Source organism: Asaia sp. W19 (assembly GCF_003994335.1).
Classification (GTDB): Bacteria; Pseudomonadota; Alphaproteobacteria; order Acetobacterales; family Acetobacteraceae; genus Asaia.
Genome location: NZ_PNQZ01000070.1, coordinates 126,073 through 150,673 on the forward strand (window position 1 = coordinate 126,073; position 24,601 = coordinate 150,673).

16 protein-coding genes are annotated in these 24,601 nt (G+C 61.3%); 11 read left to right on the forward strand and 5 right to left on the reverse strand.

The window, feature by feature from the left end; translation table 11 throughout:
- Nucleotides 1-8: 8 nt before the first annotated feature.
- Nucleotides 9-626, reverse strand: coding sequence for an NUDIX domain-containing protein (locus C0V97_RS15360; protein WP_127103440.1), 618 nt, complete (start codon nt 624-626; stop codon nt 9-11).
- A gap of 119 nt (nt 627-745) precedes the next feature.
- Nucleotides 746-1,339: a phosphate-starvation-inducible PsiE family protein gene (locus C0V97_RS15365; RefSeq protein WP_127103441.1), complete on the reverse strand. Its 594-nt coding sequence runs from the start codon at nt 1,337-1,339 to the stop codon at nt 746-748.
- A gap of 528 nt (nt 1,340-1,867) precedes the next feature.
- On the opposite strand from C0V97_RS15365, the gene C0V97_RS15370 reads away from it, so the two are divergent.
- On the forward strand, nt 1,868-2,818 hold the full coding sequence (locus C0V97_RS15370) for a bile acid:sodium symporter family protein (RefSeq protein ID WP_127103442.1): 951 nt from the start codon (nt 1,868-1,870) through the stop codon (nt 2,816-2,818).
- A 212-nt stretch (nt 2,819-3,030) separates the two neighbouring features.
- The gene (locus tag C0V97_RS15375; RefSeq protein WP_127103473.1) at nt 3,031-4,206 is read left to right on the forward strand and encodes a mechanosensitive ion channel family protein; all 1,176 of its coding nucleotides are present in this window, start codon (nt 3,031-3,033) and stop codon (nt 4,204-4,206) included.
- Between the two features lie 41 nt (nt 4,207-4,247).
- Here the strand turns inward: C0V97_RS15375 and C0V97_RS15380 are convergent, their stop codons facing one another.
- Entirely contained in the window at nt 4,248-5,930 is a 1,683-nt protein-coding gene (locus tag C0V97_RS15380; protein WP_127103443.1) for a Na+/H+ antiporter, read from the reverse strand.
- Between the two features lie 94 nt (nt 5,931-6,024).
- On the opposite strand from C0V97_RS15380, the gene C0V97_RS15385 reads away from it, so the two are divergent.
- The 6 genes from C0V97_RS15385 (at nt 6,025) to C0V97_RS15410 (ending at nt 18,203) form a co-directional block, all read left to right on the forward strand.
- Nucleotides 6,025-7,395: a DNA repair exonuclease gene (locus C0V97_RS15385; protein ID WP_127103444.1), complete on the forward strand. Its 1,371-nt coding sequence runs from the start codon at nt 6,025-6,027 to the stop codon at nt 7,393-7,395.
- Nucleotides 7,392-10,823 (forward strand): YhaN family protein, encoded by a 3,432-nt coding sequence (locus C0V97_RS15390; RefSeq protein WP_127103445.1) that lies wholly within the window; start codon nt 7,392-7,394, stop codon nt 10,821-10,823. Before C0V97_RS15385 ends, C0V97_RS15390 begins: the two co-directional genes overlap by 4 nt.
- Nucleotides 10,824-10,833: 10 nt before the next feature.
- Nucleotides 10,834-11,703, forward strand: a complete 870-nt coding sequence (locus tag C0V97_RS15395; protein WP_127103446.1) for an SDR family oxidoreductase — start codon at nt 10,834-10,836, stop codon at nt 11,701-11,703.
- A 126-nt stretch (nt 11,704-11,829) separates the two neighbouring features.
- A complete protein-coding gene (locus C0V97_RS15400) occupies nt 11,830-15,165 on the forward strand; it encodes an efflux RND transporter permease subunit (protein ID WP_127103447.1) in 3,336 nt (1,111 codons plus the stop codon).
- A gap of 8 nt (nt 15,166-15,173) precedes the next feature.
- Entirely contained in the window at nt 15,174-17,141 is a 1,968-nt protein-coding gene (locus C0V97_RS15405; protein WP_127103448.1) for a S9 family peptidase, read from the forward strand.
- A 42-nt stretch (nt 17,142-17,183) separates the two neighbouring features.
- Complete coding sequence (locus C0V97_RS15410) at nt 17,184-18,203, forward strand: L,D-transpeptidase (RefSeq protein WP_199751929.1); 1,020 nt, start codon at nt 17,184-17,186, stop codon at nt 18,201-18,203.
- Between the two features lie 15 nt (nt 18,204-18,218).
- Here C0V97_RS15410 and C0V97_RS15415 read toward each other — a convergent pair whose 3' ends face one another.
- Nucleotides 18,219-19,178, reverse strand: a complete 960-nt coding sequence (locus C0V97_RS15415; RefSeq protein ID WP_127103449.1) for a LysR family transcriptional regulator — start codon at nt 19,176-19,178, stop codon at nt 18,219-18,221.
- A 127-nt stretch (nt 19,179-19,305) separates the two neighbouring features.
- On the opposite strand from C0V97_RS15415, the gene C0V97_RS15420 reads away from it, so the two are divergent.
- A complete protein-coding gene (locus C0V97_RS15420) occupies nt 19,306-20,346 on the forward strand; it encodes an aromatic ring-hydroxylating dioxygenase subunit alpha (RefSeq protein WP_127103450.1) in 1,041 nt (346 codons plus the stop codon).
- Nucleotides 20,347-20,510: 164 nt separating this feature from the next.
- Nucleotides 20,511-21,914, forward strand: coding sequence for an aspartate ammonia-lyase (gene aspA, locus C0V97_RS15425; RefSeq protein ID WP_199751935.1), 1,404 nt, complete (start codon nt 20,511-20,513; stop codon nt 21,912-21,914).
- Between the two features lie 303 nt (nt 21,915-22,217).
- Here the strand turns inward: aspA and C0V97_RS15430 are convergent, their stop codons facing one another.
- On the reverse strand, nt 22,218-22,937 hold the full coding sequence (locus C0V97_RS15430; protein ID WP_127103452.1) for an MgtC/SapB family protein: 720 nt from the start codon (nt 22,935-22,937) through the stop codon (nt 22,218-22,220).
- Nucleotides 22,938-23,064: 127 nt separating this feature from the next.
- Between C0V97_RS15430 and C0V97_RS15435 the strand changes: the two genes are divergently transcribed.
- Nucleotides 23,065-24,564 (forward strand): replicative DNA helicase, encoded by a 1,500-nt coding sequence (locus C0V97_RS15435; protein WP_127103453.1) that lies wholly within the window; start codon nt 23,065-23,067, stop codon nt 24,562-24,564.
- Nucleotides 24,565-24,601: the final 37 nt, after the last annotated feature.

A 24,601-nucleotide genomic window follows, 5' to 3' on the forward strand; every position in this document is an offset into this window, starting at 1 on the left:
GGAAGCGTTCAGGCCCGGTCAAACAGATTTTTGAGTGCTGCGTGCTGGAGCAGCATGATCGTCTTGGCATCAACGATGTGCCCATCATCGATCATGGCCAATGCCTCATCGAAATCGAGTTCGAGCACCTCGATTTCCTCCCCCTCCTCCTGTAGCCCCCCTCCTGCGGCGCGACGCATGGATGAATCATAGGCCCCGATGAAGAAATGGATCCGCTCGGTCACCGATCCGGGGCTCATGTAATAGCAGCCGATCTTGCGCACGGCGTCGATGGTGACGCCCATCTCCTCCTCGACCTCGCGTCTGATGGCTGCGGCAGGGTCATGGTCGTCGAGCATCCCGCCGCAGACCTCGATCAGATCCTCGCGATGTCCGCTGACATAGGCGGGCAGACGAAACTGCCGGGTCAGGAGGACCGTATGGGTCGCGGCGTTGATCAGCAAAATCGCCGCCCCGTCACCCCGGTCATAGGTTTCTCGGGTGAGTTGCTGTGCCACCCCATCACGCCGATGATAGGTTAGGGTGTATTTCGTCAGCACCCCCCAGTCATTGGCCAGAAGCCGGGTCTGTCCGATCGTCACACGCTCGGGTTCTCCCGGGGAGCTCGGGCTTTTCTCGTCGGTCATCCTGGCCTCGCCGCGGGCATGGTCTGATTCATGGCCGGGGTGCGCTTCCCCGCCTCGTCAGGATCACCCTGCCACGCCCCCTCGGAACAGGACAGATATCCCGGACAGGATAACCCGACTCAGACGGCGCCGGTGCTCGTATCCTGCCCACCCATCCCGGTCGAGCCTCTCGCAACGGTGTGATGTCCCGATTCTGCATGGGAGGCACTTACAAAAGCCCCCTTGGACAGAGAAGCGCCCGGTAAAGTGCCCTCCTGACCAGCGATATCGGCACCCGGCTTGCGGCTGCGCACCAGCCAATAACAGATGCCCAGAGCCAGCACCGAAGCAGAGAGAGCCAGCACCTGCAGGACATCGACCGAACTCAGATCGAGCACGATGAATTTGCGTACGGTCGCCATCATGCCGATCAGCAGGACCGAGCGCATACGCACGAGACTATGCGAGGGCGTATCGGGCGCGACCAGAATGGAGTGCTTGAATTCGAGGGCAATCAGAACAGTAAAGCACAGGCCAAACAGGGATTGGAGCACAGCCGGGTTCGACGGGGTCAGTGTAGCCGTGCGGATCATGTCGAACACAGCGTAAACAACGTGAACTAGCCCCAGCGCGGCCACGACCATGACGCAGAGCGTCAGGATCAGCATCGCGCATTCCTCAAACAGGTCGAAAAGGGAGGATACCTTGAAGAATCCGGGGAAGCTCTTGATCATGAAAACGCGCTATCTCGCTGGGTGAAGACTGCGTCCATTATAACGAAACCGTGAGGTCATATCAGCCCTCGGCATATTGGCTTTTCGTAATCTCGCGGCCTTCGTCTTCGCATTCATAGCCTGGTGAAATCAGCCGACCCGATATCAGCTCCTGCGCCTCTTTTCGTTGTCACTCCACGCGCCGCCGGTGCGCCTCTACCCGCGCGGTGGGTCGATCTGGTGAGGGGTCATACCCCCTGTATCTTCGTCTGTTGGCAATGGTGCCACGCAAAGGAAGGCCTGACGCACCGGCTGGCATCTGCCCTCTCCTGTGAAACCTGAAGACGGGCCGTTCCTGGACCGCTTTAGGAAGAAGGCGTGGCAGACCAGACCGCATCATCGCGCACTATCCCGCCAGGGCGCACGGCCGCGTCCCGAAGGAAGAACCGCCCCTTATGTCGGTCGATTTCTTCGGCGACCTGTGGATTACAGGAGGCGTGTCGCACGCCCTCTTGCCAAATGGGGTGATTGCAGTGGAAATCCCTCCCCATGCGCAAACTCGACCCCTTCCTGCTCAGCCTGATCGCCGCCATCGCCCTGGCCACCTTCCTGCCCTGTTCGGGGCTGTGGGCCGATGTCTTTTCAAAGCTCACGACTTTCCTGATCGCGCTGATGTTTTTCCTGCAAGGGGCCCGTCTCAAGCCCGAAGCCGTTCTGGAGAGCGTGCGCGACTGGCGGCTTCAGGGCAGCGTGCTCACCTGCACGTTCCTGCTCTTTCCGCTACTGGGCCTCGCCCTGCGCGCCGCCGTCCCGGGATTGCTCAAACCGGATATGTGGCACGGCATTCTCTTTTTGTGCTGCCTGCCCTCCACGGTTCAGAGTTCGATTGCCCTGACCTCCATCGCGAGAGGCAATGTCCCGGCCTCGATCTGCGCGGCCACATTATCCAACCTGATCGGCATTCTGGCCACGCCCATTCTGGTGGGGCTTATCGTGCAGAAGGGCAATATCTGGTCGGCCCACGCCATTCTCGATATCGCCACCCAGCTTCTGCTGCCCTTCGGTGTGGGGCAATTGCTGCATAAGCGTCTTGGCGCCTGGGCGCATCGCAACAAGAAACTGCTCTCCCTGAGCGACCGAGGCTCCATCGTGCTCGTGGTTTACACCGCCTTCAGCCATGCTGTGGTGGAGGGAATCTGGCACCGCGTTTCCGTGCCCGATCTGGCGCTCATGGCAGGGCTCGATATCGTCCTGCTGGGCCTTGTTCTGGTGCTGTCGCGTCTGCTGGGCCGCGTGCTTGGCTTCTCGGAAGAGAGCAGCATTTCGCTCATGCTCTGCGGGTCGAAGAAATCACTCGCCACAGGCGTTCCGATGGCCAATATCCTCTTCCCGGTCTCGGTGGTCGGAACCGTGGTACTGCCACTCATGATGTATCATCAGATCCAGCTTTTCGTGTGCACCCTTCTGGCCCGACGTCTGGCGGCACGACCAGAAGCCTGATCACACCACACCAAAAGATCACGGGCGCTTTCGAGAGCCTATTTGGGCTCGGCCCCGTTCCTTACCGCTCTTTCATGGGAAACGCAGGCAGCATCAGGGGTTAACCCTCTTATGCAACGGTTTTGTTCCATCACGTCAAAGTGATAGCAGAGCCCCCTGTCATCCGGAGAGACGAAGGAAAACCCGTGATCAAGCAAGACTATGTGCACTCCATGTCGCGGCTTCTCGCCTGGTTCGACTGGCTCCCCCCCGCAATGGCCTCAGCGCTTTTGCTGGTGGCCGCTGCGCTCATTGCCCTGCTTTTCAGCCGACTGATCACCGAGGCCCTGCCACGCCTTCCGGGGCTTAGGCGCATTGCGTTCATTCATGAAACGATCGGGCGGCTGCAGAACCATGTGCGTCTGCTGCTGATGATCGTGGCCGCCAGTGCCGCCCTGCCCGCCACGACCGGCTTTGCGCCGACCACCATCCAGTTTCTGGCGCATTTTTTCGCCTTTGCGGTGATCATCACTATCGGTTTCGGGCTGATCAGGGCGTTTCGTTTCGGGACGGATAAATATCTCGACCGCATCGCCAATCGCGAACATGTCGATGACATCACGGTACGGTCGCACCAGACCCAGATCCGCATTCTGCGCCGTCTGATCGAGATCACCTGCGGGGTGATCACGGTCGGAGCGGCCCTGATGGTGTTCGAATCCGTACGGCAATACGGGGTATCACTCTTTGCCTCGGCGGGCGTGGCCTCTCTCGTTGTCGGTCTTTCCGCACGGCCCGCCTTGTCCAACCTCATTGCCGGCATCCAGATTGCCATTACCCAGCCAATCCGCATGGAGGACATGCTGATCCTCAATGGTGACTGGGCCTATGTGGAGGAGATCAATGCCACCTATGTGGTGCTGCGCACCTGGGACCGCCGACGCTATATCGTGCCTATCGCCTATTTTCTCGAAAATCCGTTCCAGAACTGGACCCATAGCTCACCGTCGCTCATCGGCTCGCTCTTTCTCTGGCTCGACTATCAGACGCCCGTGGATGAGGTGCGTCGTATTTTCCATGAAGAGCTCGAAAAATCCGCCAATTGGGATCGAGACATGAGTTCTGTCGGATGCCAGGTTGCTGACAGTAACGCTCAGGTGATTTCCATCCGACTGATCGCGGGAGCCGCCGATGCCAATGGCATGTGGAATCTGTGCTGCGACCTGCGTGAGCGCATGCTCAAGCGTCTGCGTGAAGAGCTTCCGCAATCCCTGCCACGCGGCCGCACCGCCATTGTCCCCGGCGCCAGCGACGAACCGGCCTGGCCGGACTCTCTGGTCTCCCCGCCGGTCAATCGTCCAATGGCCGGAGGGCAGTATACCGGCCCCGATATCCGGCCGCGGGGGTGAATATGTGTCCCCGTGCTCGGTACGCGGGGAGTCTTTTTTGCTCAGATATCCCTCGGCAAGCGCTGCACCCGGGCGCGAAGAAGCTGCTCTTCGAAATCCAGTTCCTGCTGCAATTCCCACTCGGTCTGATCATTGATCCCGCGTTCGACAAACAGGCGATGCAGGGTCTGACGCTGCGCCTTGAGCAGCAGAAACCGCGTTGCGAGTTCCAGACGTTCTCGCCTGCGGGAGAGCTGGCGGTTCATGAGTGAGGTCTGCGTCGTTTCATCGATCTGATACAGACGGTTCTCATAAATCTGTTCCAGCCTGTCGAGCACGTCGCGCTTCAGATCCTGCTCATGCGGCGTGCCTGACCCCGTTTCATGGGGGCGTGACTTTTCCTCTGCGAGAATGGCCAATGCCGTACGCAGCAGGCTCTGGCGCGCCATCATTTCCTCGGTGGCGTGGCGATCCATGCCGGATCTGGGCAGAAAGCGTACGAATAGCGGCATCAGAACGCCTGCGCCCACCAGAGACACCACAATCACCCCGGCTGCGATGGTGATCAGCAGATCCCGATAAGGGAAAGCCCCCATCTCGCTGCCCGCCGCGGGCAGGGAAAGGACTGCAGCCAGGGTGACAGCCCCGCGAACTCCCGCGAAAGTCAGGAGCAGAGAGCTCAGAAAATCGGGCCAGACGAAGGGCGTAGCGCTCCATCGGGCCATCGCCCAGCGTCGCAGGATGGACAGCCAGATCCCCACAAAGCGCAGGAGCGTCATGATGAGATAGACCGCACCGACCAACCCCACGAGTTGCAGAAGGGATACCTCGCGTTCATGCGCCATCGTCATGCCGCCACGCAGCAAGGCGGGCAATTGCAGGCCAAGCAAAAGAAAGATCAGCGCATTGAAGATGTAATTGACCATTCCCCAGACCGTGGTCGCCTGAAGACGCGTGGCAGTGTTCGTCTCCTCGATCATCCCCATCATCTTGATGACCATACAGGCCGCCACAGAGGCCAGAATTCCCGAACAATGCACCCGTTCCGACACGATATAGGTCACAAAGGGCAGCAGGATCATAAGCGTGATCTGCAAGGGCGGATCATCAAAACCACGCCTGAGCAGGATACGATTGAGCCGCGCCGCGCCATAGGCGATCGCCCCGCCAATCGCCATGCCACCAAACGCCACGAGCAGGAAATCATCGAAAGCCTGCCGGTAGGAAAACTCACCGGTGAGCGCGGCAGCCGTGGCGAAGCGAAAGCAGACCAGGCCCGAGGCATCATTGAACAGCGCCTCGCCAGACAGGACATGGATCATGCGTTCCGGCACACGCCGCCCGGCAAGCAGGCTTGAGACCGCTACCGTGTCGGTGGGCGAGAGCGCTGCCGCCAAAGCGAAGCAGCAAGGCAGATCCAGCGAAGGGATGAGCCAATGGATCGCGTATCCACAGAAGATCGTGCTGAAGACGACGAGCCCGAATGCGAGAAAGAAGATCGTCCCCCGCAACTCGTGGAACTCGCGTAGCGGCATGCGAAATGCATCGGCGAAAAGGAGCGGCGGCAGAAAGACCAACATGAACAGATCGGGCCGGAGCCCGATGGTGACCCCGACGAGCGCTGCGAGAATGCCAAGGACGATCTGTATCAGCGGGAGGGGAATGCGCCCCTTGAGCAGTCGGGCCAGCAGGCTGCTGCCGGCGGCCATCAAGAGAAGAAAGAGAATGTTATCGGCGGGTATCATGGCGTTGGGACACCAGGCTCCTCAGACACGGCCCTGTGAAAACGGGTGACGTTCATCCGGCGCACAAGGCAGAAAATTGCGCTAGAAGGGGGCCATGACCTCCTTTCGCTTTCTGCACGCGGCCGATCTCCACCTGGATAGCCCACTCAGGGGGCTGACGCGGCATGACGATTTATCCATCGACCGTATTCGCTCTGCCTCACGCCGGGCGCTTGATCGTCTGGTGCAGACGGCCATCGATGAAAAGGTGGCCTTCGTGGTGATTGCGGGCGACCTCTATGACGGCAACTGGAAGACGATCAGCACAGGCCGCTATATGGCCTCGGCCCTGGGGCGCCTTCTGGCGCAGGGTATTCGTGTCTTCCTGCTTCAGGGCAATCACGATGCGGCCTCGGTCCTGACACGCGACCTTCCGCTCCCCGCAGGTATCGACCGTTTCCCGTCGCAGAAGCCGGGCAGTTTCCTGCTGGACGATCTGGGGGTCGCCCTGCACGGGCAGAGCTTCGCGAACCGTCACGTACCCCAGGACATGACACCGTCCTACCCGTCACCGGTGCCGGACTATTTCAATATCGGCGTGCTGCACACCTCGCTCTCCGGGCATGGCCAGCACGAGACCTACGCCCCCTGCACCGTAGAAGGGCTCCGCGCCAGGAACTATGATTACTGGGCCCTTGGCCATGTCCATGAGCGCATGATCCTGCGTGACGGCACACCCATCGTCTATCCCGGCGTGCTTCAGGGGCGACATATCCATGAAACGGGGGAAAAAGGCGTCATTCTCGTATCCGTGAGGGACAGGGTAATCGACTCCATTACACCCGTACCCTGTGATGTTGTGCGCTGGCAGCAGGCGCATCAGGACTGCAGCGGCCTTGAAACCGAGGCCGCGCTTCATGACCGGATCGCAGCGCTTTTTCGTCAGATCGCGCAGGAACAGGAAGGCCATCTCTGTGTGACGCGCCTGACGCTCGTGGGTGAGACCGTCCTTCATGATCGTTTGTCACGACAAGGGCCCTCGCTGCGGGAAGCGGTCCAGCATCTGGCAACGCTGAGCGGCGGCGATATCGAGCTCGAAAAACTCGTTGTCGCGACCACCCTACCGGGCAAGAGCGCGCAGGAAGCCCCCTCCCTGCCGGATGCAGGAAGCGAAAATTTCTCCCTGGGGCCGTTGCTGCAGGAGGCGAGCCGGGACGAAGATTTTCTGGTATCGCTCGGGAGCGATCTCGATCTTTGCCTCAAGACGCTCAATCTGGGCGAAATCGCCCCGGACTCCCTCCTCACACGCATAAACGACCGGGACTGGGGCGCGATTCTGCCCGAATTGACCGGGAGACTCGGCGTGAGACTCGGCGCGAGGCTCGGCCCAGAACCGCCTGCGCAGTCTCAGATCCCGTCAGTTCCTGTTTCGACACCCCAACGCCGGAATACGTCTGCGCCGGGGGCTGAGGGAGAAGCGCCATGAGATTCGCCTCTCTCAACCTCATACGCTACGGCGGCTTTTCCGAGCGTTCTTATGTATTCGACTCCCCATCGCAGGATCTGCAGCTTTTCCACGGCGCGAATGAAGCCGGTAAATCGACCACGCTCTCGGCGGTTGGCGATCTGCTCTACGGCTTTCCGAACCTCAAGGCACAGGATTGGCGCTTCGATGCCGCTCAACTGCGCGTCGGTGCCTGTGTCGAACAGGACGGCGAGCAGTTGAGCATGATCCGCAAGCGTGGACGTAGCCAGACGCTTTTGGCTGAGGATGACGCGACCCCTCTTGATGAGAACCGCCTGCTGCGCTGGTTGGGCGGGGTGGATCGCGCCGCCTTCGAGCGCATGTGGAGTCTCGATCATCAGCGCCTGCGCCTGGGGGGCGAGTCCATGGCGCGGTTCGAAGGCGATCTGGGCCAGCAATTACTGGCTGCGGGGTTCGGGCTGGAAAATGTCCAGACCGTGCTTGATGCGCTTGAGGCAGAGGCTGGAGCGCTCTGGAAAAGGAACGGCCGCGGTACGCGGCTGAATGATCTGCGCAATCGTCTGGCCGATGCACGCTCCCGCCTGACAAAGGCCGAGAAAGAACGCGATGACTGGGCGCGCCTGACGTGTGAGGCGCGAGCACTGGAAGAGCAGAACGGCGCTGTCGAAGACGCTCTTGCAACCATGCTCGGCGAACGTGCCCGATTGGAGCGTCTCAGGCGTATTCGCAATGATCTTTTGCGGCTAGGCAGGCTCGATGAAACGCTTGCTTCACGCCCCGCTCTACGTTTCACCGTTGACGAACAGAATCGTTTTTCGGCCTTCCTGAGAAACTGGACTGAAGCTGGCCAGAAGGTGGCTGAAGCCGAGCGTTTCCACGAGGGATTGCTGGCCCTGCGCGCCGGATGTCAGCCCGATCTGGCGCTTCTTGCACAGCAGGAGACGATTCTCTCCTTCAGGGCCCGCTTTGACGCCCTAGCGAGCAGCCGGAACGAGCAGGATGACGTGGCCGCCCTCGATACGCTCCAGGCCCGCCTTCTGGCAGCGGGGCAGGAGGGCAACCCCCAGGACATTCTCGCCCGCCTTCCCGACGAGACGCTTCTGGCGCGTCTGCTGCCGCTTGCCCAGGAACATGCCGCCCTGAGCCAGCGCGAAGCCGCGTGGCGCCGCGATGACGAAGCGGCGAGAGAAAGACTCGCCGTTGCAGAAGCCCGGATAGGGTCGGACGAGACGCTGCCCCTGCGGCCGCTCCAGGTTGCGCTGCAACAGGCCGAGGCACTGGGCGATCTGGATGCGAGCCTCATCGCTCTCGAGCGCAGAATCGCTGAGGCCGAGCGTCATGAAGCGCAAACCCTGCGTGATTTGCTTCCCTGGAAGGGTGATGCCGAGGCCCTCGGGACCATGGCTGTCCCCGATCAGGACTTCCTTTCGGAGCGTCGCGATACCTGGCGCGTGCGCGAAAAGGAACTGGCCGACACAGAAATCGAGCGACGCACCCTATCCGAGGAGGCGGAACGCCTCGCCCTGGACAAGGCGCAGCTCGAACAACGCGACGTCGTATCGCGAGCCGCACTCGATCAGGCGCGCATGGAACGCGATCGCCTCTTCGCACAGTGTTTCGCATCGTCCGAGATGCATCTTGCATCAGAAGAGGTTCGAGAAATCTTCCTTCAGGCGCAGCACCATGCCGATCATCTGGCAGACCGCAGGTACGAGGCGGCTGAAGACTCTGCCCGCCTGACGCAGATCGATCTGGCGCTTGAACGCAATGCCCTGCGTCACACACAGACTCAGGCGCGCCTCGCCGGGCTGGCCTCTGCCCATCGGGCAGCAATGCAGGAATTCGCGGTCGAGCAGACACGCCGCGGCCTTCCAGTGCTTTCCCCAGATCGCCTGCCGTCCTGGCTGACCCTGCGGCAACAGGCACTGGACGCCGCCTGTGCCCTCGCAGGCCTGCGTGACGAGCATGCAAGAATGCGCGCTCGTCGTGAAACGGCCATTGCCGCCCTTGGCGCGCTTACGCAGGATGGGACGCCAGCCCCGAAGGCATTCAGCCCGAATCTGGCCGAGACGCTGATCGAAGCGAGAGAGCGCCTGCGCGAGAGGGAACAGCAGGCCGAACGACTGGCCGAACGGGCCCAGGAGTTCGAACTGGCGCGGCGCAGTGTCGAGGCCGAGCATCGCAAGGGGGCGTCGATCGCCGCCACACGAGCGATCCTTCAGGAAAGCTGGAGCACGCTCCTGCCCGAAACGCCGATCTGGTCGCCCGAAGCCGTGCAAGACCTGCGTCAGAACCGGCGTGACGCCGCAGCCCTTCAGTCAGGGCGCGACACCCTGTTCGCGCGGCGCGAGGCGCTTGCGACACTCGACAAGGAATTTCGGGACTTCACGGCCCTGCTGGGCAAGGCAGAGTCACTCGCCCCTCTGCCTTGCCCGCAGGCTCTGGCAGGTCTGGTCGACGCCCTCATCAGGGCGCGCAGTGATAAGGATCAGGCCGACCAGCAGGATGCGCGCCTGAAGGAAAGTGCCGCAGCGCAGGATCGGGCTCGGAACGCCCTCAATGACGCCACGGCGCTTTTTGCCCCCTATGCGGCCCGGCTGGGGTTCGACGAGATCGACAGCATGAGAGTCGCGCTTGAGGCAGAAATGGCCCATCAGCGCACGCTTGACGAAAGGAAAAGGCTCGAGCGCCAGATCCTCGAACAGGCTGATGGCCTCTCGCTCGATGCCCTCCAGGAACAGGCACGCGCCATGGAACCGGCTGCGCTCGATGCGCGCCTCGCCGCGCTCGATGCCGAACAAAAGACACTGGAACAGCAGCGCAACACGGCGCTGCAGCGTGGGGGAGAGATCCGCCAGTCCCTCCATGATATCGAAAAGGCGGAGGGCGCGCTCGAAGCGGCCTTCGACATCGAATCCTGCCGTGTCGAGATGGCCGAGGCAGCCGAGCAGTGGGCCGAGGCGCGTATCCAGACGCTCCTCCTGAACCAAGTGGCGCGCCGTCAGCGTCTCGAGAACACCAATCCCCTCCTGCAGGCAGCAGAAGCACTTTTCACATCTCTGACCTGCGGCCGGTATCAGAAGCTGGTGATCGCAGATGATGGCAAGGGGCCTGAACTCGCAGCGCTCACGGAAGCCGCCCTGTCCCAGGACGAGAAATTCATCCGCCCCGCTGCCATGAGCGAAGGAACGCGCGACCAGCTATTCCTCAGCCTGCGCCTGGCTGCGCTCGAACAGGCCCGTGCGCGGGGCGTGACCCTGCCGTTCCTCGCCGATGATCTGTTCATCACTTTCGACGAACAACGCGCCGAAGCGGGTTTTGCCACGCTCTCCCGAATTGCGTCGCGTCATCAGGTCCTTTTTTTCACCCATCACGCCCATCTTGCTGATCTTGCCGAGAAATTTGGTGCCGCGAGACACAGCGTATAAAGTTCGATTCATGAATTATCAGACGATCTTCATCACCGGTGCGGCCTCAGGTCTTGGCCGTGCTCTAGCTCTGGCGCTCTCGGGACCGGGGCGTCATCTCTATCTGGCCGATTGCAATGCCACAGGACTTGAGGCGACGCGCGCCGGATGCCACGAAAAGGGCGCGACGGCGCGCACCACATGTCTGGACGTGACCGATCAGGAGGCCATGACGCGCTGGTGTACCCAGGACGCCGACAGGGCGATCGATCTTCTGCTGGCTTGCGCCGGGGTAACGGGCGGGGTCGATGCCCTCGATAAGGAACAGGCCGCTTTTGAGAGCCCTGAGCAGATACGGCGCATGATGGCGGTCAATCTGGATGGCGCACTCAATGCCATCCTGCCGGTCATGGAACGCATGCGTAGCCAACCGCTTCAAAAGTCGGGACGGCTTTCACGCCACAGGGGGCAGATCTGCGCCATCGCCTCGGTGGCAGGGCTTGTTTCCTATCCTGGCACGCCCTCCTACTCAGCCTCCAAAGCCGCACTCGACCGGTTTCTGGTAGCGAGCGGCGCCTATAGCCGTCGGGCGGGAATCCATCTCTCGAGCGTATGTTGCAGCTTCGTCGCCACGCCCATGGTGGCTCAGAACCGTTTCCCGATGCCCGGCCTGATGAATGTCGAGGATGCGACCGCTCATATTTTGCGCGGCCTCGTGCGCCGCAAGAGACGGATCATCTTTCCGTCGTGGCTGGTGCTGGGCTCGCGCTTCATGGATGTGCTGCCCATACGTCTTGCAGAATTCTATTACACACGCCAGCCGACAGGCCGCCCCGGTTCCATGCCGGGTGTGGACACACCCGGCTGCAAGGATCAACCTGAGCAGGCTCCCCGCACCTGACCCTGTGCGGCCTCGTAGGGTCATATGCGCGCCAGGGGCGATGCGATTGTGACAAGATGACGAAAAGATAATCGCCGCGCTTTTCGGTGCGCAGTATTTCGACGAAATCTTTGCTATGAAGTCGAAATGAATTTCTGTCGTCTCTTCATCATGCGTCCCGTGGCGACGATTCTGCTCGCCCTCTCGCTGCTTGCGGCAGGGGCAATCTGCTACCCGCTCATGCCTGTCGCCAGCCTGCCCGATATTGGCTCCTCGACCATCAATGTCGAGATCGAACAGCCAGGCGCGAGCCCGGAGCAGATGGTCAGTTCCGTCACTACGCCGCTGGAGCGCTATCTCGGCCAGATTGCCGGGGTGAAGCAGATCGAATCAGACAGCGAAAACAGCTTTGCCTATATCCGCATCGACTTCGTGGAATCGCGGAATATCGATGGGGCCCTCCGCGACGTCCAGGCGGCGCTCCGGGCGGCGCGGGCCGACCTGCCCCAGGGAACACTCGACCGCGATCCCTATGCCTATAAGGAAGATCCCACCTCACAACCGGTCTATCTGCTGTCTTTGACCTCGGATGTGATGACGCTCCCCAAGCTGTTCGATCTGGCACAGGTCCGGGTCAAGCCGCTCCTGGCACAGATCAAAGGCGTGGGCCACGTCCAGGCCGTAGGGTCCTCGGACCCCGCCGTACGCGTGGATGTCAATCCGTACGCCCTCTACAAATGGGGTGTGGGCTTTGAAGACGTGCGCCAGGCGCTCGCCTCGGCCAATGCCAACACGCCCAAGGGGTTCATCGACTCCGGCGGCCAGCGCATGATGCTCGAGACAAATGACCAGGCCGAAAAGGCGGCGCAATACCGCGACCTGATCATTGGCTATCGCAACAATATCAATCCTATCAAACTGTCCTCTGTCGCCACGGTGAATGACAGCGTTCAGGATCTGTATCAGGCCGGGTATTTCAACAACAAGCCTGCCATCACCCTCATCGTGCGGGGCCAGCCCAAGGCCAATACGGTCAAGATCGTCGATGCCGTTAAGGAACGCATGGCCACGCTTCGGGCCGTCCTGCCCCCCGGTGTGGAGATGGATACAGCCATCGACCTTTCGTCGAGCATACGCGCCTCGATGGACGACACGCAGCTCACTCTGGCTATCTCGATCATTCTGGTGATCGGCGTCATTCTGGTCTTCCTGCGCCGCCTGCGCTCGACCATCATCCCCGCCGTGACGGTGCCCATCGCGCTCGTGGGTACCATTGCCGTCATGAAATGGCAGCATTTCACCCTCGATATCATGTCGCTCATGGCACTCACCATTTCGGTCGGTTTCGTGGTGGACGATGCCATCGTGGTGCTCGAGAACATTGCCCGACACATGGAGTCGGGCATGGACCGCATGAGCGCCAGCCTGCGCGGCTCCTCCGAAATCGGCTTTACGGTGCTCTCCATCACCGCCTCGCTGATCGCCGTGTTCATCCCCCTCCTGTTCATCCCCGGGCAGGTCGGGGCGATCTTTTACGAATTTTCGATGACCATCGTGTCGGCGCTGCTCATTTCGCTCGTGCTCTCGCTCACCCTCACCCCCATGATGTGCGCCTACTGGCTGGATGTGGAACATGAGAAGCCGGAGGGTCATCGGCTGAGCGACCGGGTCATTCGCGTGATCGATTTCGTACTCGACGGGATCATCGCGCTCTACGGACGTACGCTGCGCGTCGCCCTGCGCCATCACGTCCTGACCTTTCTCACGCTGCCGCTCAGCTTCATCGTCCTGGTGGCCTCGATCGTACTCATGCCCAAGACAGGGGTGCCGGCACAGGATATCGCGCTCGTCGGCGGGTCGATCAGCGGTGACGACACCATGTCGTTCAGCGAAATCACTAGGCGCATCCACTATGTTGGTGCGGTGATGAAGGCCGATCCCGATGTGCTCTCGGTCACGAGCTGGAACAACAGCAGCAGTGACGGCCAGCTTTTTGCCCGTCTGAGCGACAAGCGCAGCAGAACACGCACCGATAACCAGATCGTGGACAGCATTCGCAAGAAGCTGGGCGACATGCCGGGGCTGCGTACCTCCTTCTTTTCGGCAGGCGACCCCAATGGCGGGGGTGGCCAGCATCGCAGTGGCGCCTTCCGCTATGTGCTGCGAGATCAGGATGTCGCCGAGCTCAAGCTCTGGGTGCCGCGTCTGGTAGCGCGTCTGCGCAAAGAGAAGATGATGACCTCGGTCACGACCAATATCGAAGGTCATGGTGCCTCGGTCCATGTCAAGCTTCGCCGCGATACCGAGGCACGCTATCTGGTTACCCCGCAGCTCGTCGGCAATGTGCTCTATGACGCCTATGGCCAGACCGTGGCGTCACGCATCCATACCGAGATCACGACCCATTCCGTGGTCATGGAAGTTGCCCGCGCCTATCGCGAATCACCGGAGGTCCTGCGCAACACCTGGATCTCCACCGCCTCGGGCACACCGGCTGGCGCCGTGCGGTCCAATCAGATTCGTGTACGGGCCGATAACAGCGCCACCGCCTCTACCGCCACCCAGCTCAGTCAGGCCTCGCTCCGAAACGCTATTGCCAACCAGATCACGGGCAATAACTCAAACGGCTCGGCCGTGGCGTCCTCGGTCGAGACCATGATTCCGCTGATCAATGTAGCCGATCTGTCGATGGAGCCAACCCCGATGGAAATCGACCATCAGGATGGCATGACCTCCACCGCCATCAGCTTCGATCTCGTCGAGGGCAAGACCTATGAGGATGCCCGCAAGCTGATCGAGCAGACGCTGCAGGACATGGGCGCGCCGCCCGGTCTGGGAGGCGAGTTCTCCGGGCTGGCCGGTGAGACGAAGGATATGCTCATCAATGAGCTTCTTGCTTTCGTGGCGGCCCTGTTTGCCATGTATATCGTGCTGGGCGTGCTCTATGAGAGTCTGATCCATCCCTTCACCATTCTCTCCACACTGCCCTCCGCCGGGATCGGCGCCATTCTGGGCCTGTGGATCGGCGGAGAGTCCTTCAGTCTCATTGCCATGATCGGCATGATCCTGCTCACCGGCATCGTGAAGAAGAACGCGATTCTGATGATCGATTTCGCGCTCTATGCCGAGAAAGAGCTGGGCCATACACCGCGCGAAGCCATCTATGAGGCCTGCCTCACGCGCTTCCGGCCCATTCTCATGACCACCCTGGCTGCGGCGCTAGGGGCCGTACCACTCATGACCGGTCACGGTTATGGCTCCGAGATGCGTCGCCCGTTGGGTATCGCGATCGTGGGAGGGATGCTCATCAGCCAGCTGCTCACGCTCTATACGACCCCGATCGTCTATCTCTATATGGATGCCATTGGCCGCTTCGGCACGCGACTCTGGCACCGGGTCTTCCCCGTGCGCCAGCCGGACCGTACCGGTACGCACCCCAACTCTCCCCCTTCGGGCTCCGCGCCCCTGACGACCCAATCTTAAGGCCGGTCATGACACGCGACTTCTTGAAACTGGCCGGTTTGCTCGGCACCTCCTTTCTTGCATTCGGCACTGCCGGAGCGAAGCCGCTCCATCTCTTCTCCTCCCCTGCCCTCTCACCCGACGGCCGGCTCGTGGCGACGCTCGATACGCTCGAACACCCCGAGTCAGACGAGACTCCGGTTCCTTCTCTCGTCTTGCGCTCCCTGCCCGACGGCAAAGCCACGACAATCGCGCTACCCTGTAACGATTGCGTTCCCTCCAGCCCAAGCTGGAGTCCGGACGGGCAGCATCTGGCCTTCATCCTGCGACAGAAGAAAACGCAGAACCGCCAGATCGTGAGCGTGACGCCGGGTGGCCATGGGGTTACGACGCTGCTGAAATTCACGGGGTCCCTGCAGGACCTGCGTTATGGTCCCGACGGGACCCTGGCCGTGCTGGCCATTGCCGATGCGCGACGCGATCCCGGCGCCTTGCAGGCAGGCGCTCCTGAAACAGGTGAGATCGACGCGAAAGAGGACGAGCAGCGTATTGCCACGGTAGAGAAGGATGGCCTGCACTGGCAGTCGCCCGATGATCTCTATGTCTATGAATATGACTGGCAGAAGGCCCCCGAGCCCGCTTTCATCGGTACGGCAGCGAAGGGCAACGGCGATGCCAATTGGTGGCAGGCTCATCTGTCACGCTTTACCCATGGTCAGGAAACGGTGCTCTATACCCACCCGCTTTCCCAGCAGATCGGGCTTCCCCTGGTCGCACCGGATGGCAGGAGCGTGAGCTTCGTGAGCGGACTGATGAGCGATTTCGGCTTTTTTGGCGGCGACCCGATGCAGCTTGACCTGACCCGCCCGAAAGCCGCCCCGGTCGCCCTTACCCGCAACGTCCATAGCACAGTCACCGGGCTGAGCTGGTGTGGCGGACGTCTGATCGCTTCGGCCATCGCGAGCCCGAAAACCCTGTTTCAGGCCCTCGATGACAAATCTCCCCTGATGGTCCTCGATGATGATCTGCTTTCCGATGGCGGGGGCGAGCCCCGACTGGTCTGCGCGAGCACGCAGAGCGTCGTCGTCCGACAGAATTTCACGAAGGCTCCCGAACTCTGGGCAGGGCCAATCGGGTCCTGGCGGGCCGTAACCCATGACAATGAGGGTCAGACCGCGCCCTTCACTGCCACCAGCATCAGCTGGACCAGCGATGGCTACACGGTACAGGGCTGGCATCTCGCCCCGAAAGAGCGTCCTGCCCCCCAGACATATCACGGCAAGGTACCGATGATCACCATGATCCATGGTGGGCCTTCCTCAGCCGTCACGCCGCGCTTCCTTCGGGCGACCGGGGATTCGGCCGTGCTGCTCAAGGCGGGATATGATGTGTTCATGCCCAATCCGCGCGGCAGCTATGGCCAGGGCGAGGCCTTCACGATGGCAAACCGCCGCGATTTCGGCCATGGCGATCTGCGCGATATCCATCGTGGTATCGATGCGCTCGAAAAACAGGCCCCCATCGATGAGCACCGCCTCGGCGTGACCGGCTATTCCTATGGCGGCTACATGACCATGTGGATCGTGACGCAGACCAACCGTTTCAAGGCCGCCGCCGCAGGGGGCGGTATTGCCAACTGGCAATCCTATTACGGACAGAACGGCATCGATGCCTGGATGCCTCCCTTCTTCGGCGCCACCGTCTATGACGATCCCGCTATCTATGCGCATTCCTCGCCGATGACATTCATCAAGCAGGTCAGAACGCCGACCTTCATCTATGTCGGGGCGAATGACGTGGAATGCCCGCCTGCACAAAGTCTTGAATTCTATCATGCCTTGCGCGCGCTCGGGATTCCGACCAGCCTTGTGATCTATCCCGGTGAAGGCCACGGAATGAGGGGGCGGGATCACGCAATCGATGCCCAGAAGCGCATGATTGCCTGGTTCGACCGCTATCTGAGCGGCTCGGGCCCCAGGCCCGGCCCGACAAACTGAAGCCGGTCTGGAACGTTTGACTGACGGAGCGTTGGAGTTGAGATGCAGAACAGATACCGGGCCAGCTCGTCAGGCATGATGACCCCGATCGGGAGGGCCCTGCAGGGTGCTCTCCTGAGCTGTCTTGTCTCGGCCACAGCGCTGTCAGGCTGCGCTCAGGCCCAGAATCTCAATGTACCGCCGCTCCCATCATCCATAAGCGGGGGTCCGGCCACCTCTGGCGCGGTCTCTTCCGTACCCGATCATGCCGCAACGCCGCCCATCGTCATCCCGCCTCTGCCAGTGTTGACCGAGGCTCAGGCCCGGGTAGAGGCGAGCCGCCTCACTCTTCTCATGAAGAAATCGGTTTCCCGTTTCACCACCTACACGCCGGAGCAGCGTCAACGCTTCATCCGGCTGGCGCGCGCGGCCATCGCCAGTTCCAACACGCCTATCGACAGGCCGCAGCTTCTTATGGTGGTTGATCGCAACCCCAAGGTGCAGCGCCTGTGCTATGTTCTCGCCATGCCCGGCGCAGCCGAATGGGAAACGCTCGGCGGTACCCCGGTTTCCACCGGGAAGGCGGGACGCAAATTCTATTACATCACCCCCACCGGCGTGTTCATCAATTCGCCTGACCGTCTGGGCTATCGCGCGCTCGGGACCAAGAACGAGAATGGTATTCGCGGCATCGGCGCCAAAGGGATGCGCGTCTGGGATATGGGTTGGCATACGGCAGTCAAGGGTTGGCGCCCTGATCACGAAACAGGCGATATCCGCCTCGAGATTCACGCCACTGACCCGGATTTTCTTGAGCAGCGTCTTGGCCATCCGGCCTCGGAAGGCTGTATTCGCATTCCCGCCACCATGAATGTGTTCATGGACAAGAACGGCCTGCTCGACGCGCAGTACGAACAGGCCGCGAGCTATGACGGGCGCTTCCGTGCCTTGTTGCCCAAGGATCGCACCCCCACCCCGATTGCGGGTGATGCGCTGGTGGTGGTCGATTCAGCGGAGACGGTCCAGGCGATCTCTTCGGCCAGCGTGGGTCATCAACCGCTCCTCAACCATCACGAGGGGTAAGCGCTTCCGATGCATTCAGGCACCGGAAATTGCCTGGCGCGGCGAGGGGTGCTGACCCCTAGTCGGCGCCAGACCCTTTCCCTCGCTGATCACCTTGTCGAGCGCGGCCGCCACCAGACGCACAGCGAGGGGCAGAGATCGTGCCTGATCCACGCAGAATGAAAGACTGAACGGCCGCAGCTTGGTATGGGCCAGGCCGATAAAGGCCAGCGCGCCTGACTCCACCTCCTCGATCACATCCACATAACTCATGACGCTGATCCCGACCCCATGGCGAACCAGGGACTTCAGGGTTTCGATATCATCCGACTCACATACCGGCGTAATCCTTACCCTTGTTTCCGCAGCAAGCCAGTCCAGCTTCTCGGCCAGGGCGAGCGGGAAGGCAGGCATGATGAGAGGCCATGTGGCACAATCACTGAAGCGGGCATGCGCCTTTCGCGTCAGGGGGTGACCGGGCACGGTGACAATCCCAAGCGGAAAATCCATACGCCCGCGCAGCGTCAGACGGCTGGACGCCACTGCATCGAACATGAGGGCAAGGTCACCGCGTCCCTCGATCAGCGCCGGACCGATCTCGTGGTTGCCCAGAACCTTCACCGACAGGGTAATCCCGGGATGAGAGCGGCGTATTTCGGCCAGAATGCGCGGCACAAAACCGCGCGCCAGTGCCTCGGGAATGAGAAGCGTAACATGACCGCGCTTCATTCCTTTGAGGTCATCCAGACGCCCCCGATAGGCTTCCAGATCGCGGTGCCATTGTGTTGACTGCGCCAGAAGCAGTTCACCCGCCGCCGTCATCCGCAGTCCTGTCGGCAAACGCTCGAACAACGCGACACCGAGCCTTTCCTCACCGAGCAGGATCTGCCTGTCGATGGACGAGGCCGATATACCCAGCGCCTCGGCGGCACGCCGGATCGACCCATGACGCGCCACAGCCGAGAAATAGGTGAGAAAGCGTGAGAAGACAGGCATGGCGGCGTCCTCGCACCCTTAGGGTGCTCTGTTTTTTCGAACGGAAAAGAGCGTTTTTCGATATATCGCCGAACGCTTGGGGCATGGAAGACTCTCTTCTGTCATTTCCCTCTTTGCAGGAAGCGCCATGTCAGAAACTCTCGACCGCCCGGTCCAGCTTCCACGTCAGTGCAGCTTCGACGCTGCCGACTGGGCCATTCTCTCGACTTTCTGGTATCCCATCGCCCTCAGCCGCGATGTCGGCGCAGCCCCTGTCGCGGCCACATTGCTCGACGAGACGCTCGTAATCTATCGCGCTGGCGATGCGCTGGTCGTGGCACAGGATATCTGCCCTCATCGCGGCGTGCCGCTCAGTCTCGGCTCGGGCAATGGCGAGAGTATCGCCTGCGCCTATCATGGCTTTCGCTTCGGCGCGTCAGGCCGCTGCGTGAAAGTCCCCGCGCATCCCGCCTCCGCCATTCCAGGCAAGCTACACCTGAAAACCTTTCCCGCGAGAGAGCGCTATGGGCTGATCTGGACCTGTCTTGCAGGCGAAACGCCCCATGACGTGCCGGAAATGCCGCACTGGGACGAGCCAGCCTATCAGCAGATCACCTGCCCCTCCATTGACATTGCCGGTTTTGCGGGACGGCAGGTCGAGGGGTTTCTGGATGTTGCTCATTTTGCCTTCGTGCATACGGATACCTTTGCCGACCCCGAAAATCCGGTCGTGCCTCCCTATATGCCCCGTCGAACAGCAGAAGGCTTCGAAGTCGAATATCGGAGCACGGTCGGCAATTACCCGATCGGGGTCGAAGGCCGCGCACCGGCCGGGTTCGAATGGCTGCGTCATTTCCGTACCTCGCTCCCCTTCACCGCGACGCTGGAAATCCACTTCCCGGATGCAGGGCGCCTCGTGATCATGAACGCGGCCTCGCCCGTCTCGGCACGCAAGACCCGCATGTTCGCGCCCATATGCCGCAATTTCGATAAGGATATCCCGGTCGAAGCGGTTTACGAGTTCAATCGCCGCGTGTTCGAGGAGGATCGGGTGCTCGTCGAAGCCCAGAAGCCCGAATGCCTGCCGCTGGACCCGACTCTCGAAGCCCATGTCATGGCGGATCGCAGTTCGATCGCCTATCGCAAGGGGTTGCGCGATCTGGGATTAAGCCGTTTTTTCACCGCCTGAGACGCATCCCGCAGAAGCGCTGCGCTAGCAGCAGTCCTGCCTGAAGTCATGTGCTGTCAGTGCATGGCTCCTGCGGCGAGAAACCATATCCCGGCGCGCGCCATCGTCTTGCATCAGGACCACTTCTCTCTTCCATTGGCTGAAGGAAAGAGGGAGACACCCGGATCATGGTGATGACCAGAACAGAGCACGATCTGCTTGGCACACGCGAAGTCCCGTCCGATGCCTATTACGGTATTCATACCCTGCGCGCCGTCGAGAATTTTCCCATCACGGGGCGCCGCATCGACGCCTATCCCGAACTGATCAATGCGCTGGCCGCAATCAAGCAGGCCGCAGCGCTCAGCAACCGCGATCTCGGTCTGCTCGATGCCCCCCGCGCCCGCGCCATCATCGCCGCTTGCGAGGATATCCGCTCGGGTAAGCTGCATGATCAGTTTGTGGTCGATGTCATTCAGGGCGGCGCCGGCACCTCGACCAACATGAATGCCAATGAGGTCATCGCCAATCGTGCCCTCGAACACCTGGGACGTGCGCGCGGCGAATACAGCGCGCTCCATCCCATCGATCACGTCAATATGGGCCAGAGCACCAACGACGTTTACCCCACCGCCCTGCGTATTGCCGCCATCCATGGCGTGAATCATCTGAGCGACGCCATGACGGTGCTGCGCAAGGCGTTCATGGCCAAGGCGCGCGAGTTTCATGACATTCTGAAGATGGGCCGGACCCAGCTACAGGATGCCGTGCCCATGACGCTGGGTCAGGAATTTCATACCTATGCCGTAATGCTCGATGAAGACCAGAAGCGCCTCAGGGAGGCGATCCTGCTGATCAGCGAGATCAATCTGGGCGGCACCGCCATCGGCACGGGAATTGCCGGGCACCCCGGTTTTCCGAAGATCGTGTGCGGCCATCTGAACATGATCACGAATCTGCATCTCCTGACCGCCACGGACCTGATCGAGGCGACGCAGGATTGCGGGTCTTTCGTCCAGATGTCCGGCGTTCTCAAGCGTTTTGCCGTCAAACTTTCAAAGATCTGCAACGACCTGCGTCTGCTTTCCTCCGGTCCGCGCGCCGGGCTGAACGAGATCAATCTGCCGCCCATGCAATCGGGCTCCTCCATCATGCCGGGCAAGATCAATCCGGTCATTCCCGAGGTGGTGAACCAGGTCGCGTTCGAGGTGATCGGCAATGACCTGACCGTGACCATGGCCGCCGAGGCGGGGCAACTCCAGCTCAATGCCTTCGAGCCCATCATCGCGCACAGCCTGTTCAAGAGCCTCACCCATCTTCACGCCGCCTGCCTGACGCTCGAATCGCGCTGCATCCGCGGCATCACCGCCAATACTGCCCAGCTCGAGGCCATGGTCACCCATTCCATCGGTCTGGTGACGGTGCTCAACCCCTATATCGGCTACGAAACCGCCACTGCCATTGCCCTCGAAGCCCATCGCACCGGCCGTGGCGTGATCGAAATCGTACGCGAACGCCATCTGGTGCCGGAGGAGACGCTCGCCCGTATTCTCTCGCCTGAAGGGCTGTGCCGCCCCAATAGTTTCTGAACCCGGATCGCCGGTTGCCCGGAGCGCTGCTGCGGACCCAAGCAAAAGGGCCGTCGCCCTTTACCCAGATCTGGGAAATGAAGCCGGGGCGCTGCACGATGCCAATAAGCGGGGCGATACGTCGCAATGACGCCAGAGATTGAGGGATGTGCGCGATCGGGTCCCGCCACCGCAGAGGCAGTTTACCGTCGCAAACCCACTCCCAGGGGATGAAAGGGGTGCGCCCCTTTCCGGGGAGCGGGGCAGCGCCCCGCAGAAGCTTCGCACAATTGGAAATAGTCTCTTTCGCGCTCCGACCCAGGGTCAATCCGCAGCTTCGTCAGGCTTCTCGCTCCCCGCTGCCTGAACACCGGGGATGCGCATGAGCGCCGAGATGACCTCTTCGGCGGGCTTGATACCGTGCACGTGCAGACGGAGCAGCAGAACAGAATCTTCCTCCTTGCGCTCCTGCCAGACGTGACCGAGCGTAAAACCCAGTCGGGTCAGAGTCTGGTAGACCGTGTCCACGAAATCGACATCCGAATCCCCGCGGATGATCACCTTGAACCCATGGCGCGGTGCGCGCGGCAGGCGCAGCAGCCAGGCAGGGGTGAGAAACATGATGATCAGATAGCCAAGCGTTGTCAGCACGGCGATACCGGCCATGCCTGCGCCACAGGCCATGCCGATGGCCGCGGTCAGCCAGACCGAGGCCGCTGTCGTCAGGCCACGCACCGTATCGCGCCGCATGAAGATGACGCCACCGCCGATGAATCCGAGCCCGGAGACGATCTGGGCGGCAACACGCGAAGGGTCCACCACCACCCGATCAGGAAGCAGCACGTCTTCGAACCCGTATTTGGAAATCAGCATGAACAGGGCGGCAGAAACCCCGACGAGGGTATAGGTGCGAAATCCTGCGGCCTTCTGACGATATTCGCGCTCCAGCCCGATCAGGGCAGAGAGAAGGAAGGCAAGACCGAGTTCCTTGATCTGGAGCATGCCCTCACCGGGAATGGGAGTGAACAGACCCGAAAGATGCATGACGAAACCTCCTGGCAGCGCGGCGCCTTTTCGGCGCTCTCGCTGTTATCGCCGATCCGGTGCTTCGTGCCACCCCTCGATATCTTGATCGAATCGGGGGAGGTCATGATAGAGGAGCGCTGTGACCATGACCGATACCCCCAACCGACCTGCGGCCGATGATGGCCTGACGGCGCTTCTGCGGCGCACCCCTCCGGCCAATCCCGAGGCCGAGCGCGCGCTTCTGGGCGCGCTGCTGACCAATAACAAGGCTTATGAGCGCGTCTCCGATTTTCTGGTGGCAGCACATTTTGCCGATCCGCTCCACGGACGCATTTTCGAGGCCATTGCGCGGCGCATTGATCGCGGCATGCTGGCCGACCCCATCACCATGCGTGCCGAATTCGAGCATTCAGGATTGCTCGATGAAGTTGGAGGCCCGCAATATCTGGGCCAGTTGCTGATGGCAATGGTGGGTATCGTCAATGCAGGCGATTACGGTCGCGCCATTCACGATGCCTGGATACGCCGCCAGCTGATCGATATCGGCGAGACGGTGGTCAATAACGCCTATGGTGCACGCGCCGACCTCGAAGGGGGCGATCAGATTGCCGCAGCGGAAGAAACACTGTTCAAGCTCGCCACGGATAAGGGCCAGGATGGTGGATTTGTAAGCTTCGAGCGCGCCCTTACAGGGGCACTGCAAGTGGCCGAACAGGCGTTCCAGCGTACGGGCGATGTAAGCGGCCTGACCTCGGGTCTGCGCGATTTCGACAAGAAGACAGGTGGGCTGCATCCCTCTGACCTTCTGATTCTGGCGGGACGTCCCGCCATGGGTAAAACGGCGCTGGCGACGAAAATCGCCTTCTCGGCGGCACAGGCGCTGCTACGTGAGGCCGAAGACAAGAACATCAAGCCGCGTGGTGCCGTGGCCATCTTCTCGCTCGAAATGTCGGCCGAGCAGCTGGCAACGCGTATCCTGTCCGAGCAATCGGAGGTTTCGGGCGAAAAGATCCGCCGTGGCGATATCGGCCAACGCGAATTCGATCGCTTCGTGCGTGTCTCGCGCGAGTTGTCAGAGTTGCCGCTGCACATCGACGATACACCGGCCATTTCCCTCTCCGCCATGCGAACGCGCTGCCGCCGCCTTGCCCGCACGAAGGGGCTGAGCCTTGTGGTAGTCGATTACCTTCAGCTGATGCGGCCCGCCATTGGGACAAAACCCGAAAGCCGCGTGCTCGAAATCTCGATGATCACCCAGGGATTGAAGGCGATCGCCAAGGAACTGTCAGTGCCGGTCATCGCGCTGTCCCAGCTCTCGCGTCAGGTCGAATCGCGTGAAGACAAGCGGCCAATGCTCTCGGATCTCCGTGAGTCCGGCTCGATCGAGCAGGACGCCGATGCCGTGATGTTCGTGTATCGCGATGAGTATTACCTGCAACAGCGCATGCCCAAGGACAGCGCCTATGAGAGCATGGACAAGTATCAGGTCGCCATGGAGGAATGGCAGCGCAAGATGGCGCTCGTTCATAACAAGGCGGAACTGATTCTGGAAAAGCAGCGCCATGGGCCAACCGGCACGATCTCGCTCTTCTTCGAGGGCGAGTTCACGCGGTTCGGCGACCTGGATACCGTCCACGAAATCTGAGCCAGCCACGTCCGCCTACGGCGCCGAGGGGCATCCG

What these genes read in the sequence shown, in the direction of transcription:
- C0V97_RS15360 (WP_127103440.1), bottom strand. Translation starts at nt 626, where the DNA reads ATGACCGACGAGAAAAGCCCGAGCTCCCCGGGAGAACCCGAGCGTGTG.
- C0V97_RS15415 (WP_127103449.1), bottom strand. Translation starts at nt 19,178, where the DNA reads ATGCCTGTCTTCTCACGCTTTCTCACCTATTTCTCGGCTGTGGCGCGT.
- C0V97_RS15410 (WP_199751929.1), top strand. Translation starts at nt 17,184, where the DNA reads ATGCAGAACAGATACCGGGCCAGCTCGTCAGGCATGATGACCCCGATC.
- C0V97_RS15390 (WP_127103445.1), top strand. Translation starts at nt 7,392, where the DNA reads ATGAGATTCGCCTCTCTCAACCTCATACGCTACGGCGGCTTTTCCGAG.
- C0V97_RS15365 (WP_127103441.1), bottom strand. Translation starts at nt 1,339, where the DNA reads ATGATCAAGAGCTTCCCCGGATTCTTCAAGGTATCCTCCCTTTTCGAC.
- C0V97_RS15370 (WP_127103442.1), top strand. Translation starts at nt 1,868, where the DNA reads ATGCGCAAACTCGACCCCTTCCTGCTCAGCCTGATCGCCGCCATCGCC.
- C0V97_RS15375 (WP_127103473.1), top strand. Translation starts at nt 3,031, where the DNA reads ATGTCGCGGCTTCTCGCCTGGTTCGACTGGCTCCCCCCCGCAATGGCC.
- C0V97_RS15430 (WP_127103452.1), bottom strand. Translation starts at nt 22,937, where the DNA reads ATGCATCTTTCGGGTCTGTTCACTCCCATTCCCGGTGAGGGCATGCTC.
- C0V97_RS15385 (WP_127103444.1), top strand. Translation starts at nt 6,025, where the DNA reads ATGACCTCCTTTCGCTTTCTGCACGCGGCCGATCTCCACCTGGATAGC.
- C0V97_RS15380 (WP_127103443.1), bottom strand. Translation starts at nt 5,930, where the DNA reads ATGATACCCGCCGATAACATTCTCTTTCTTCTCTTGATGGCCGCCGGC.
- C0V97_RS15405 (WP_127103448.1), top strand. Translation starts at nt 15,174, where the DNA reads ATGACACGCGACTTCTTGAAACTGGCCGGTTTGCTCGGCACCTCCTTT.
- C0V97_RS15395 (WP_127103446.1), top strand. Translation starts at nt 10,834, where the DNA reads ATGAATTATCAGACGATCTTCATCACCGGTGCGGCCTCAGGTCTTGGC.
- C0V97_RS15435 (WP_127103453.1), top strand. Translation starts at nt 23,065, where the DNA reads ATGACCGATACCCCCAACCGACCTGCGGCCGATGATGGCCTGACGGCG.
- C0V97_RS15400 (WP_127103447.1), top strand. Translation starts at nt 11,830, where the DNA reads ATGAATTTCTGTCGTCTCTTCATCATGCGTCCCGTGGCGACGATTCTG.
- C0V97_RS15420 (WP_127103450.1), top strand. Translation starts at nt 19,306, where the DNA reads ATGTCAGAAACTCTCGACCGCCCGGTCCAGCTTCCACGTCAGTGCAGC.